This is a genomic window from Mycobacterium sp. NPDC050041 (assembly GCF_049541695.1).
Lineage (GTDB): Bacteria > Actinomycetota > Actinomycetes > Mycobacteriales > Mycobacteriaceae > Mycobacterium.
On the sequence record NZ_JBMVDG010000002.1, the window covers coordinates 487,259 to 499,938 of the forward strand.

General features: G+C 69.8%; 12 protein-coding genes. 4 read left to right on the forward strand and 8 right to left on the reverse strand.

Annotated elements, in window-relative coordinates; all coding sequences use genetic code 11:
• Window positions 1-230 precede the first annotated feature (230 nt).
• From ACPCHZ_RS07625 to ACPCHZ_RS07635, 3 genes are all read right to left on the reverse strand, one after another.
• The gene (locus tag ACPCHZ_RS07625; protein ID WP_423484189.1) at window positions 231-695 is read right to left on the reverse strand and encodes a GreA/GreB family elongation factor; all 465 of its coding nucleotides are present in this window, start codon (window positions 693-695) and stop codon (window positions 231-233) included.
• Between the two features lie 125 nt (window positions 696-820).
• The gene (locus ACPCHZ_RS07630; protein WP_423484190.1) at window positions 821-2,083 is read right to left on the reverse strand and encodes an NAD(P)/FAD-dependent oxidoreductase; all 1,263 of its coding nucleotides are present in this window, start codon (window positions 2,081-2,083) and stop codon (window positions 821-823) included.
• A 122-nt stretch (window positions 2,084-2,205) separates the two neighbouring features.
• A complete protein-coding gene (locus ACPCHZ_RS07635; protein ID WP_423484191.1) occupies window positions 2,206-3,732 on the reverse strand; it encodes a PucR family transcriptional regulator in 1,527 nt (508 codons plus the stop codon).
• A 134-nt stretch (window positions 3,733-3,866) separates the two neighbouring features.
• On the opposite strand from ACPCHZ_RS07635, the gene ACPCHZ_RS07640 reads away from it, so the two are divergent.
• A complete protein-coding gene (locus ACPCHZ_RS07640; RefSeq protein WP_423484192.1) occupies window positions 3,867-4,706 on the forward strand; it encodes an SDR family oxidoreductase in 840 nt (279 codons plus the stop codon).
• Window positions 4,707-4,728: 22 nt separating this feature from the next.
• Here the strand turns inward: ACPCHZ_RS07640 and ACPCHZ_RS07645 are convergent, their stop codons facing one another.
• Window positions 4,729-5,619, reverse strand: coding sequence for an NAD(P)-dependent oxidoreductase (locus ACPCHZ_RS07645; protein WP_423484193.1), 891 nt, complete (start codon window positions 5,617-5,619; stop codon window positions 4,729-4,731).
• Between the two features lie 38 nt (window positions 5,620-5,657).
• Between ACPCHZ_RS07645 and ACPCHZ_RS07650 the strand changes: the two genes are divergently transcribed.
• Together ACPCHZ_RS07650 and ACPCHZ_RS07655 are read left to right on the forward strand one after the other, a co-directional pair.
• The gene (locus ACPCHZ_RS07650) at window positions 5,658-6,152 is read left to right on the forward strand and encodes a hypothetical protein (protein ID WP_423484194.1); all 495 of its coding nucleotides are present in this window, start codon (window positions 5,658-5,660) and stop codon (window positions 6,150-6,152) included.
• Window positions 6,149-6,748, forward strand: coding sequence for a UbiX family flavin prenyltransferase (locus ACPCHZ_RS07655; RefSeq protein ID WP_423484195.1), 600 nt, complete (start codon window positions 6,149-6,151; stop codon window positions 6,746-6,748). The genes ACPCHZ_RS07650 and ACPCHZ_RS07655 overlap by 4 nt, the downstream gene beginning before the upstream one ends.
• A gap of 27 nt (window positions 6,749-6,775) precedes the next feature.
• On the opposite strand, the gene ACPCHZ_RS07660 is transcribed toward ACPCHZ_RS07655, so the two are convergent.
• The 4 genes from ACPCHZ_RS07660 to ACPCHZ_RS07675 are packed head-to-tail and all read right to left on the reverse strand — an operon-like array spanning window position 6,776 to window position 11,250.
• Window positions 6,776-7,279, reverse strand: coding sequence for a (2Fe-2S)-binding protein (locus ACPCHZ_RS07660; RefSeq protein WP_364975796.1), 504 nt, complete (start codon window positions 7,277-7,279; stop codon window positions 6,776-6,778).
• Window positions 7,272-8,174: an FAD binding domain-containing protein gene (locus tag ACPCHZ_RS07665; protein WP_423484196.1), complete on the reverse strand. Its 903-nt coding sequence runs from the start codon at window positions 8,172-8,174 to the stop codon at window positions 7,272-7,274. Before ACPCHZ_RS07665 ends, ACPCHZ_RS07660 begins: the two co-directional genes overlap by 8 nt.
• Window positions 8,171-8,884, reverse strand: a complete 714-nt coding sequence (locus ACPCHZ_RS07670; RefSeq protein ID WP_423484197.1) for an SRPBCC family protein — start codon at window positions 8,882-8,884, stop codon at window positions 8,171-8,173. The genes ACPCHZ_RS07665 and ACPCHZ_RS07670 overlap by 4 nt, the downstream gene beginning before the upstream one ends.
• Before the next feature lie 2 nt (window positions 8,885-8,886).
• Complete coding sequence (locus ACPCHZ_RS07675) at window positions 8,887-11,250, reverse strand: xanthine dehydrogenase family protein molybdopterin-binding subunit (protein WP_423484198.1); 2,364 nt, start codon at window positions 11,248-11,250, stop codon at window positions 8,887-8,889.
• Between the two features lie 320 nt (window positions 11,251-11,570).
• On the opposite strand from ACPCHZ_RS07675, the gene ACPCHZ_RS07680 reads away from it, so the two are divergent.
• Window positions 11,571-12,662, forward strand: coding sequence for a DegT/DnrJ/EryC1/StrS family aminotransferase (locus ACPCHZ_RS07680; RefSeq protein ID WP_423484199.1), 1,092 nt, complete (start codon window positions 11,571-11,573; stop codon window positions 12,660-12,662).
• The last annotated feature ends 18 nt before the right edge of the window (window positions 12,663-12,680 follow it).

Here is a 12,680-nt window from a genome sequence, read left to right on the forward strand (position 1 = left end):
TCGTGTGTTCGTCGGTCATCGCGACAGTGCTCAGCGCGCGACTGACTGCGCCAACTGATGCGCGTCGCACGGCCTGTCGCGTATGGCGTGGCACAGCCGCGGAAAGAAGGTGGCCGAACCTGCTGGCCACGCACTCCATTGTCGTCGACACAGCCGCCCGGCGGCCTGCGCCAAGCGGACAGCATCGCCGTCGTCGATTCTCGCCGACCGACAAGCGGCCGGCGCAGAGATCAGCCGGTAGGACTGTGGATGCCGTGGGGGACGGCCCTGAGCATCGTGATGGTCATGGTCTTCCCGTTGGGCGTGGTGTAGCTGCACTGCTGCCCCGGGCGGGCCCCGACGATTGCGGCGCCGAGCGGTGACCGCACGGAATAGACGTCGAGCTCGCCGTATTCGGCACCGCGCACACCGAGCAGGAACGTGTCGGTTTCACCGGTGTCGTCGTAGCGGACCGTCACCACCATGCCCGGCTCGGCGATGCCGTCATTGGGCGGATCCTCGCCGACGACGGCGTTCATCAGCAGGTCGTGGATCTGCTGGATGCGGCTGCGCCGGGCGGCCTGGACGGCCGCCGCGTTCTCGTCGGTGTCCGCGTCGCCGGTCGTGATGGTGGTGAGCCGGCGCAGCGTGGCCAGTTCGTCCTGCAGGTGCTCGTAGGCCTGCGGCGACAGCCAGACGGTGTGCTTCTCGATCATGTGGATTCCTTCCAGGTCAGGGGATTGCCGTCAGGGGCGGGCGAAGAGAAGCTCCGCCCCTGACGACTCGCGGGCCCGCGGTGGGCCGAAGTCAAGGGTTCGAACATGCTGTGTCAGCGGGAGACTCAGCGACCCGTGCGGCGCAGGGGGTCGAGTTCGCGCAGGGCGTCGGGTTGCTTGCCGGTGGTGATCTGTTCGGCGAGGAGGCGCCCGGTGACCGGTCCGTGCGCCAGGCCCCACATGCCGTGTCCGCCCGCCACGTAGACGTTGCGCGACATCTCGCCGACGAGCGGCCGACCGTCTGGCGTCACCGGCCGCGGCCCGACCCACACGTCGGTGCGTTCGGCCCAGCGGACGCCCTCGAGTAGTTCGCCGGCCGAGGCGACTATGGCGTCCACCCGTGCCGCCACCGCCGGTTCGTAGGGGTCGCGGAATTCCATGGTTCCCGAGACGCGCAGCCCGTCGCGGTAGGGCGTGCACGCCACCCGGATGCCGGGGAGATAGAAGGGTCCCGGTAGCGGCCGGTCCACGGGCACGGTGAACGAGTAGCCGCGCCCGGACTGCACGGGCACGCGCAGTCGGCCGGCCAGCCGGGACAGCCACGCTCCGGTGGCGACGACCACGGCGTCCGCGGTCATGGGATCGCCCTCGCGAAGGAAGACTTCCGCGCCGCTTCCACTGCTGTACACGCCCCGGACCTCCGCGGTGTGGATCGTGGCGCCGCGGTCGACGACAGCGCTGGCCAGGGCGTGCACGAAGCGGCCCGGGTCGATGAAGCGCTGTCCGTTGACGTTGATCGCGGCGGTGATCGCCGACGAGGCCAGCGGCACCTGTTCGCGCAGCGCTGCACCGCTGAGGTGGGTGACGTCCACCGACTGACCGGCTTCGCCGAGTCCGTCCAGTTCGGCCAGCATGTGCCGCGCCTCGTCGGCGCTGCGGAACAGCGCCGTGATGGGGGCATCGGTGACCGGCGCGTCGACGCCGTTGGAGACGAGGACGTCGAAGGCTTCGATGCACTCCTCGTTGAGGGGCAGGTTGGCGCGCACCGCGCGTCGCCATGTCGACCGTCGGCAGCTGGCGGCGAATTGCACGAGGAAGACCCCGAGCCCGCTGTTCGCGGCGAGCGGGATGTGCAGCGGTGCGGCGGGGTCGCGCAGCGCTCGCAGCCCGTACCGCAACGTGGCGGGGGAGTTCAGCGGCAGGGTCAGCGTGGGCGCAATCCAGCCGGCGTTGCCCCAGGACGCTCCGGCGGCCACGCCGGTGCGGTCGATCACCGTGACGTCGACGCCGCGTTCCTGCAGGAACCACGCCGTGGACAACCCGACGATGCCTGCGCCCACCACGATCACCGATCGCGGTCCGCCGTCGAAGCGCTCGTGGCCGGCCATCACATACCTCCTCAGGTGTCACTCCCCATGGTGGTGTGCGGGACCACGGCGCGGCTTGCCCGGAATCGACAACCCGCTGCCGCGGCGTTGTGCCGATGCGACAACGCCGACCCGGCGCCGGGTCAGTCGGACTCGGCGGCCGCCAGTTCGATCGACATCGCCTGCCGCTTGCGCGCGTCGTCCAGTTGCAGGTCGGTGATCTCGGCCATCTTGCGCAGGCGGTACCGCACGGTGTTCTCGTGCACTCCGAGGCGTTCGCCGGCTTCGGTGGGGTCACCGAGGGCCTCGAGCCAGGCCCTCAGCGTGGCCAGGTATTCGGTGGCGTGCTCGCGGTCGTGGCGGCGCAGCTCGGCCACCGGCCCCCGGCCCGGCGACCGACCCGAGCGTGCGGCCATCCGCAGCCGCGCCAGCACGATCTCGTCCCACGATTCGTCGTAGGCCGGGGGCTCGGTTGCCTGGGGCCGCGTCTCGTGCAGCGCCAGACACTCGTCGGCCTCCTGGCGCGCCGCCGGCAGGTCCGGTACCGCTGCGGGCTTGCTGATGCCTGCCACCACCGTCACCCGGTCAGGCAGTGCCGCCCGTAGCCCGGCGACCCAACGGCGAGCCGCGGCGGCCTGCTCGCCGGGCAGCAGTGTGTAGACGGTGTTCCCGGCCAGTGCGCTGCGGCCGGGCCGCGACCAGCCGAATCCACTGGTGGCGCGGTCGAACAGCAACAGCAGCGGGGCATCGCGGTCGGCGGCGACGGAGGCCTGCAGCGCGATGACCCGCATGGGGCCCTGCGGCAGCCCGAGCCTGCTGGTCGACGCCGTCGCGTCGGCGGTGCCGTCGAGCAGCCGGATCACCTGTTCCGACTCGACCTGGCGTTCGAGGTCCGCGCTGGCTCGAGACCGCAGTAGATGCAATGCCACCGTGCGGGCGCCGTCGGTCAGGGCCGTGAGTTCCTCGCCCTCAAGCGGAGCCGTGCACGACACCCACACCGAGCCCATCAGCACCCGGGCTGAGCGCACCGCCACGACCATACGGCCGGAAAGGCCTTGATCCGCAGCGGCATTCACGAACAGCGGCTCGTCGGACACCGCGAGATGGGCGGAGATCCCACACTGGTCGAAGAACTCGCGGAGGTGCTCTGGTGCCTGTCTGCCCATGATCGTCGCAGTGCGTGCGTCGTCGGCATTCCTCTGCACCATGGAGTACGCCAGCACGCGCGAGAGCGGGTCCTCGATGGTGACCGCGCCGCCGGTCACCTCGGCGAGGCTGTCGGCCAGTGCGAACAGATCCGTGGGTCCGCGACCGGATTCGGTCTCGCGGCCCTCGAGCACCAGGCCGTAGACCACGGCCGCGAGTTCGCTCCAAGACATCGCCGGGTCGACCGCCAGCACCGCGATGCCGTCATGGTCGGCGTCGGACCCCGTGTCGTCCTCGACGTCGCGGACGAACACGACCGCCGCCCGCGCCGACATCGCCCACCGCACCGCCTGGGCCACCGTGGCGGCGCCGATGGCAAGCAGCACGTCACCGACCACGGCGCGGCCGCCGACCTCTTCGTGCACAACAACGCCGGCCAACCCGGTGGAGCGAGGAATTGGGCACGACCGCAGCCGAACGCCATACGCGCCCAGTACATTCACCAATCGGTCCAAAGTGACCACACGCTGCTCCTCTGGCGTCGCGGCTGAGACGGACCGTGTGTGCCTACGGTCAAGGCTAGCCCCACATCCCATGGGAACCGCCGGATTGCGCCCCGGGCCCCATCCCGGAGAGCGGGTCTGCCACATTTACTGCCGTGGGCACCTACGTCGTCACCGGCTCGGCCTCGGGCATGGGACTCGAGACCGTGCGCCGGCTGCGCGCCGACGGCCACACCGTCATCGGTGTCGATCTGCAGCAGACCGACGTCGTCGCCGACCTCTCCACGCCCGACGGTCGTATCGGCGCCGCGCGCAGCGTGCTGGCAGCTGCGGACGGGCACCTCGACGGCGCGGTGCTCGCCGCCGGTCTCGGTCCCGGCCGGGGACGGGACCGGTGTCGCGTCATCGCGGAGGTCAATCACTTCGGCGTCGTCGATCTGCTCGAGCACTGGCGACCGGCGCTCGCGGCAGCACCGAGAGCGAAGGTGGTGGTGCTGTCCAGCAATTCGACGACGACCATCCCGGCGGTGCCGCAACGGGCGGTGCGGGCGCTGCTGTCGGGCGATGCCGACCGGGCGGTGCGCGCCGTTCGACGGTTCGGCCCGGCCGACGGCACGATGATGTACGCGGCGTCGAAGATCGCGGTGAGTCGATGGGTGCGCGCACAGGCGGTGCGACCGGAGTGGGCGGGCGCCGGTATCCGCCTGAACGCGCTGGCGCCCGGCGCGGTGATGACCCCGCTGCTGACCGACCAACTGGCGAATCCGACACAGGCGAGGGCGGTGCGGCGCTTCCCGGTGCCCATCGGCGGCTTCGGCGACGCCGCCCAGCTGGCCGAGTGGATCTGCTTCATGCTGTCCGACGCGGCCGACTTCCTGTGCGGCAGCGTGCTGTTCGTCGACGGTGGCACCGACGCCCACTTCCGCGCAGGCGACTGGCCGAGGGCGGTGCCCGGCCGCCGCCTGCCGTCCTATCTCGTCCGGTTCCTGCGCTGATCACCGGCTCGCGGCCGATGGCTCACGCGATCGGGCCGGTGCCGCCCGAATCCCACTCTGCGAGTGCGCCGATCGCCGACCAGTCGAGGTGACCGCCGCCGAGGGCGAGCAACGTCAGGAACCGGTCGCGCAGCAGGCTGGCGATCGGCAGCGGCACCTGCAGGCTCTCGCCGGCCGCCAGCACCAGCCGGACGTCCTTGAGTCCGCCCTCGGCCGCGAAGCCGACCGGTTCGAATTCCTGGCGCGCCAACAGCCCTCCATAGGTGTGGTAGACGGGCGCGTCGAAGAGTGTGGACGTCAGCAGTTCCAGGTACTGCTGCTTGTCCAAGCCGGCCTTGCCCACCAGCGCCATCGCCTCACCGACCGATTCGATGACGGACGCGATGAGGAAGTTGCCGCTCAGTTTCACCAGGTTCGCGGTCCTGGGCTCGTCTCCGACGGTGAACGTGCGCCTGCCGATGGCGTCGAACACCGGCGACATCGCCGCCACCACGGCGGGCGCCCCGGCGGCGGCGACGAAGAGCTTCGCTGCGGCCGCGGCTTCCGGGCGGCCGAACACCGGTGCCGCGACGAAGCCCTGTCCGGCGTCGCCGTGGGCGGCCGTCAGCCGCTCGCTGAGCGCCACGCTGATCGTCGACGCCGACACGTGCACCGCCCCGGCGGGCAGCGACGCGAGGATCCCGTCGTCGCCGAACGTCACCGCTTCGACGGCCCCGTCGTGGGCGAGCATCGAGACGACCGCCTCTGCGTCGCACGCCTCGGCCACGGTCCTGGCGGGCCGCGCGCCCGCGGCGGCGAGTGCGTCGACCTTGTCCTGCGACCTGTTGTACGCGGTCACCTCGTGGCCGGCCTGCAGCAGGTTCGACGCCATGCCCGTACCCATGTTGCCCAGTCCGACGAAACCGATTCTCATGTCATCACTTCTACCGGACCGATCCGTGCGAAGCTCAGATGATGGACCCGCAGCCGCACGCCGTGGCGACGCTGCCGCCGCCGGTGGCCGCGCTGGTCGACGGCGCGGGTCTCGGTGACAAAGTGGGTCAGACGATTTCGATCCTGACGGTCGGGGAGGACGGCTGGCCGCGGTTGTCGCTGCTGTCGGTCGGTGAGCTGCTCAGCACGTCGGGCGCCGACATCCGGTTGGCACTGCACGCGCACAGCGGCACCACCGCGGCGCTCACCGCATCGGGGCGGGCGATGCTGCACGTGGTGTGCGACGCGACCGTCTACAAGATCCGCGTGCTCGTGCACCGGCTGGACCCGCAGCCCGCACCAGGCTCCGGCGATGTGGAGCTCGCCTTCTTCGCCGGCGAGGTCTGCCGGGTCGACGAGGACCGGGTCGCCTACGCCGAATTGACCTCCGGGATCACCTACCGGCTCGACGACCCAGCGGCCGTCGTCGAACGTTGGACCCGGCAGGTGGACCGGCTCAAGGCGCTGACGTGACCGCGTCGCGCGCTCACCGCCCGCGGATCGTGGTCGCCATCACCGGCGCCAGCGGCTCCATCCTCGGGGTGCGGATGCTCGAACGGCTGCGCGAGTTCGACGTCGAGACCCACCTCGTCATCAGCGCGTGGGGGGCACGCACCCTCGAGCACGAGACCGGCTGGACCGTCGCCGAGGTGCGCCGGCTGGCCGACGTGGTGCACAAGCCAGGCGACCTCGGCGCCAGCATCTCCAGCGGGTCGTTCCGCACCGAGGGCATGCTGATCGCGCCGTGCAGCGTCAAGACCCTGGCGGCCATCGCCAACGGCTACGCCGAGGACCTGATCGCCCGCGCCGGCGACGTCGTGCTCAAGGAACGCCGGCGACTCGTGCTGATGGTTCGCGAGGCGCCGTTGAGCGAGATCCACCTGGAGAACATGCTCAAGCTCGCCAGGATGGGCGCCTCGATCGTGCCGCCCGTACCGGGCTTCTACAACCGGCCGAAGACTCTCGACGAGGCCGTCGACCACATCGTCACCCGGGCGCTCGACCAGGTCGGCCTGGTGTCGGGGGAGACGCCGCGCTGGGACGGCACCGTGATGAGGCAGCGACCATGACCGGATCCCGCCGCATCGCGGCGGTCGTCACAGCGCTTGCGGGCTGACCTCTTTCGCGGCGCGGGTGTGCTCAGCGGCCTGGTGCACGGCGTTGACGATGCCCTGGTATCCGGTGCACCGGCAGAAGTTGCCGGACAGTCCCTCGCGGATCTCGGCGTCCGTCGGCTCGGGGTTGTCGCGCAGCAGCGCCGTGATGGAGGTGACGAATCCCGGTGTGCAGAAACCACACTGCAGTCCGTGGCAGTCGCGCATCGCGGACTGCACCGGTGACAGCTCGCCGTCGGGACCCGCGATGCCCTCGACGGTGGTGACGTCCTGGCCGTCGGCCTGGACCGCGAAGATCAGGCACGATCGCACGGCCTGGCCTTCGAGCAGCACCGTGCAGGCGCCGCAGGCACCGTGCTCGCATCCGAGGTGGGTGCCCGTCAGGCCGCACTGCTCTCGCAGGAAGTCGGCGAGGGTGACCCGTGGCTCGACGGTGCCGCGGTGCTCGATTCCGTTGACGTTCAACTCGACCGGTAGCTCATGCACTGAGCGTCACCTCCGTCTTCTCGTCGCTGGTGGCCTCTGCGATGGCCGAGTGCAGCGCGCGTGACACCATCGCGGCGCCGACCCGGCGGCGGTACGAGGCGGACCCCTGCAGATCGGCCGGGACGTCGTCGAGGGCCGACATGGTCAGCCGGCCGATCTCGTCGGCGCTCAGTTCGGTGACCGGACGCCCGAGGATCGCATCCTCGCCCGCGGAACCGCGCACCGGCGTGGATCCCAGGCCGAGCAACCCGATGCCGCACCGCGCGATCCGGTCGTCGCCGTCCACCTCGACGGCCACCACCGCGCCGGCGATCGCGAAATCGCCATGCCTGCGCGCGAACTCCTCGATCGCGAACCCGGTGCGGCCGCCCCACACGGGAAATCTTACGGCGGTGAGGATCTCGTCGGCCGCCAACGATGTCTCCCAGAGCCCGGTGAAGAACTCCGACGCCGCGATCTGCCGGGCGCCTCGCGTCGACACCGCGTCCATCTGCGCGTCGAGCGCCAGGGCGACGGCGGCGTACTCGGCCGCGGGATCGGCGTGGGCGATCGCCCCGCCCAGGGTGCCGCGGGTGCGGATCTGGAAGTGCCCGATGTGCGGCGTGGTGAGTGTCAGCAGCGGCGCCGACTCGGCGACCTCGTCGTCCATGCCGACGAAGGCGTGCGGTGTGCCTGCGCCGATCACCACGTCGTCGCCGTCCAGGTCGATGCCCTGCAACTCGGCGACGCGGGAGATGTCGATCAGGTTCTCGAAGTGCGTCAACCGCATGGCCAGCATCGGCACCAGACTCTGCCCGCCGGCGAGGACCTTGGCATCGTCGCCGTACTCGGCGAGCAGTTCTGCCGCCTCCTTGACCGAGCCCGGGCGGTGGTATTCGAACGGGGCGGCTTTCATGACGACAGCAGCCGGGCCAGTGCCGCCTGCAGGTCGTCGGCGAGCACCGCCGCGGGGTGTGCGCGCCTGCGCCTGCCCACCAGCAGTCCGACGGTGAGACCGGCCGCGAGACCCGCGAGCACCGGCGCGACCCGCTTCGCCATCGGCAGGGCGACGACCTTCAGCAGGTCCACCGAGTCGCCTGCGTCGGCCGCGACGGCCGCGACCCCCGCCGCCGACGGTGCGTCGGTTGCCGCGCCGGCCGGTGCGTTGGCCGCCGGCGTCGAATCGCCGAGCACGCTGGCCTCCAGCGACTTCGCGAACTGGCCGATCAGGTTGCCTGCCACGTCGGCCAGCACTCCGCGGCCGAACTGCGCCGCCTTACCGGAGATCTGCAGATCCGTGCTGATGTAGACGGCGGTGGCGTCGCCCTCGTCCTTCAACTGTGCGGTGACGACGGCCGCCGCGCTGCCGTTGCCGCGGGTCTCCTTGCCGGTGGCGCGCAGCACCACCCGCCGGGCCGTCGCATCCTTCTCTTCGAATGCGGCAATACCCTTGTACGACACCGTGATCGGGCCGACCTTGACCTTGACGGCACCGGTGAACTCGTCGCCGTCGACGGAGAGCAACGTGGCGCCCGGCAGGCACGGCGCCACCCGCTCGACGTCGGTGAGCACCTCCCAGGTCTTGGCGGCGGGCACCGCGACGCGGAATTCGTTGGTCAGTTCCACAGTCAGTGGTCCTCTCGCTTGGCGTTCTCGAGCAGTTCGACAATCGCCGCCGGGCTGGCCGGCAGCGTGGTCAGCGTGACGCCCAGTGGCGCCAGCGCATCGTTGACGGCGTTGATCACGGCGGGCGTGGACCCGATGGCGCCCCCTTCGCCCGCACCCTTGTAGCCGCCGACGCCCGGGCCGGGGATCTCGACGTGACCGAACTCGATCGGTGGCACCTCGGTCGCGGTGGGCAGCAGGTAGTCGACGAAGGTGGACGACAACGGATTCCCCTCGGCGTCGTAGACGAGGCTCTCGAGCAGCGCACCGCCGATGCCCTGCACGGTGCCGCCGGCCACCTGACCCTCGACCACGTTGGGATTGATCATCGGCCCGACGTCCTCGCTGACGATGTAGCGCGTCAAGGTCACCTGGCCGGTGTCGATGTCGACCTCGCACGTGCAGGCGTGAGTGGCGTTGGCCCAGTGGATCATCGCCTGGGAGGTGAACCGCGTGGTGGCCTCCAGCGACGCGGACATCCCGGGCGGCAACTGCTGAGGCTCGTAGTGGGCGCGGTAGGCGATGTCGGCGAATGTCACGCATTTGTCCGGGTCGTCGCGGACGTACGCCGTCGACCCGCCGAGCTCGATGTCGCCGGCTTCGACCCCCAGCCGGTGGGCGGCCATCGCGGCGATCTGCCCGCGCAGGATCGTGCCCGCCTCGTTGACCGCACCGGCCGTCATCGGCCCGCTGCGGCTGCCCTGGGTCCCGGCCCCGTAGGGGGTGACCGCGGTGTCGCCCTGGATGGTCGAGACGTCGTCGATGTCGGCGCCGAGCGCATCGGCGGTGAGCTGAACGACGGTGGTCTCCAGGCTGTTTCCGGTGGACCCGCCGTTGACGTAGACGTTGATCTTGCCGGTGGACTCCATCCGGATGGTGCAGCCCTCGGTGGCCAGGTGACCGGTAGCCGCACCCGTCGGTTCGATGTAGGCCGAGAACCCCAGCCCGATGTAGCGGCCCTGCGCGAGTGCCTCGGCCTGCTCCTTGCGGAAACCTTCGTGATCGAGGATCTTGACCGCCTGCTCGAACGTGTCGGCCGGTGCGACATGGTCGTACGGCATGCCGTTCGGGTTGAAGTAGGGCATCTCGTCCCCGCGCAGGATGTTGCGGCGGCGCAGTTCGACGGGATCCATGCCGAGCTTGCGCGCGGCGATGTCGAACATGATCTCGCGGGCCAGCGTCTCGTACTGCCACGGACCCCGATAAGCATGCAGCCCTGCGGTGTTCGAGAACACCGTCTTGTAGTTGAAGCTGGACTTCGGCACGCGGTACGGACCCGGATAGAACATGCCGATGGCTGCGGTCGTCAGCACCGGGTACGGCGTGGGATAGGCGCCGATGTCCTGGACGAAGTCGATGTCGACGGCCAGGATGGTGCCCTCGTCGTCGAACGCCATCCGCGCGGTGCCGTCGACATGGCGCGCCTGGCCCGCCGACATGAGATTCTCGCGCCGGTCCTCGATCCACTTCAGCGGCCCCGGCACCTTGCGCGCCGCGAGCATGATGACCATGTCCTCGCGCATCGGGACGACCTTCTGGCCGAAGCCGCCACCGGTGTCCCGCATGATCACTCGGACCTTGCTGGCGGGGATGCCGAGCAATCGGGCACAGAACGCGCGCAGTTCGTGCGGTGTCTGCGTCGAACCCCACAGCGTCAGCTCACCCGTGGTGGCCGTCCACTCGACGACCATGCCGCGCGTCTCGATCGGCACCGGCACGTGCATCTGTTGGTAGATCTTCTCCGACACCACACAGGCCGCGGTGCTGAACGTCTCCTCGTCGGGCGGCGCGCCGCCCATGCCGCCCGCGACGTTATCCGGATACTCCTCGTGCACCACGGGAACGCCGGCTTCGGCACCGCCGATGGCGACCCGGAAGTCGGCGACGGCGGGCAATGGTTCGTAGTCGACCTCGACAGCGTCGGCGGCGTCTTCGGCCAGGTAGCGGGATTCGGCGACGACCAGCGCGACAGGGTCGCCGACGAACTTCACCTGACCCTCGGCCAGCGGCGGACGCGGGGTGTCCGGCATGTCCTTGCCCGCGACGGCGTGCCAGGCCTCGACGGCATCGCCGTTGATGTCGGCGGCCGTGAGGACCGCCCGCACTCCGGGCATCGCGAGTGCTGCGGCGGTGTCTATGCCCCTGATGGTGGCGCGGGCGAACGGGCTGCGGACGAAGCAGGCGTGCAGCATGCCGGGACGCTGGATGTCGTCGACGAACGTGCCGCGGCCGGTCAGCAGGCGGTTGTCCTCGACGCGGGCGTGCCGGGTGCCCGAATAGCGGGTGGCGACGGTCTCCAGCCTGGGCGATGCAGACGTTGACGTCATCGTCGGTCACTCCTCATCCGTCGAGAATGCTGTTCGAACTTCTGCGCGTAAGCACTCCAGCACGGGCTGGCGGACATCGCTCAAGAGTCTGCTTATCGTAGTTGAATAAGGCGCATGCCAGAAGGGGAGAGTCACGTTTCCGCATACGTGGCGAGAATGCTTGTCGGCGGTAGCAATTTTTGACGAGCAAGATAATAGCTCACAGGTTTTCCGCAGTATTTACATGGTCGGCTCTCTAGCAGCGGAAACGGCGCAAAGTCGTCGGGTAGGGTAGCGCCAGTTCTTGGGGTGGCGAGTGATGGGGCAAAGGGGGTGTCGTGGTGGATTGGCGCATCAAGCAGGTCGAGCCTCAGTTCGACAGCGATGAGATCGCCGCATTGTGCGGCACCGTCGAACGCGGTTGGCTCACCGAGGGCCCGTGCGCCGAGGAATTTCTCGAGGCGATCAGGCAGTGCACGGGTTCGCGCTATGCGGTGCTCGCCCCCAACGGCACCCTCGGGCTGTTCCTCGGTCTGCTCGCGCTGGACCTGCCGCCCGGCGGCGAGATCCTCATCCCGTCGTTCACCTTCTTCGCCTCGGCATCGGCCGCGATCTTCGCGGGACTGCACCCGGTGTTCGTCGATGTCGACCCAAACACCTTCAACGTCGACGTCGAGGCACTCGAACGGCATGTCACCGACCGGACGGTCGCCGTGATGCCCGTTCACATCTACGGGCACGCGGCGCAGGCCGACCGGATTCAGGAGTTCGCCGAGGCCCGGGGACTGCGTGTCATCGAGGACGCGGCGCAGGCCTACGGCGTGCACTATCGCGGCAGGCACGCCGGCACGTGGGGCGACGTCGGAGTGATCTCGTTCTTCGCGGACAAGACCGTGACCACCGGTGAGGGCGGCGTCGTGCTCACCCAGGACGAGGCCCTCTACGACCGGCTTCGCCTGCTGCGCAACCAGGGTCGGCTCAACAGTGGGACGTTCGTTCACGACGCCCTCGGGATGAATTTCCGGGTCACCGATCTGCAGTGCGCCGTCGGCCTGGGACAACTGCGCAAGCTGCCCGCCATCTCCGGGGCCAAGCGGCGCAATCACGCACGGTATGTGGCCAACCTGCGCGAGGTCACCGGCATCACCCTGATGGGTGTGGATCGCGAATCCGACCACGTCCCTTTCCGGTTCGCGATGCGCAGCGACCGACGCGACGCTGTCGTGGCGGCGCTGGAGGGGGCAGGCGTACAGACGCGGACGTTCTTCTATCCGCTGCATCGGCAGCCTGCGCTGCAGAAGTACGCGCGTGGTGCGTTACCGGTGTGCGATCGACTCTTCGCAGAGGGAATCTGCCTCCCCGTGCACGGGGGGCTCTCGTCGTCGGACATCGACTCGATCACCGACATCGTCCGGCAGGTGCACGGGGCCTGACGAGGGTTTGCCGAAATG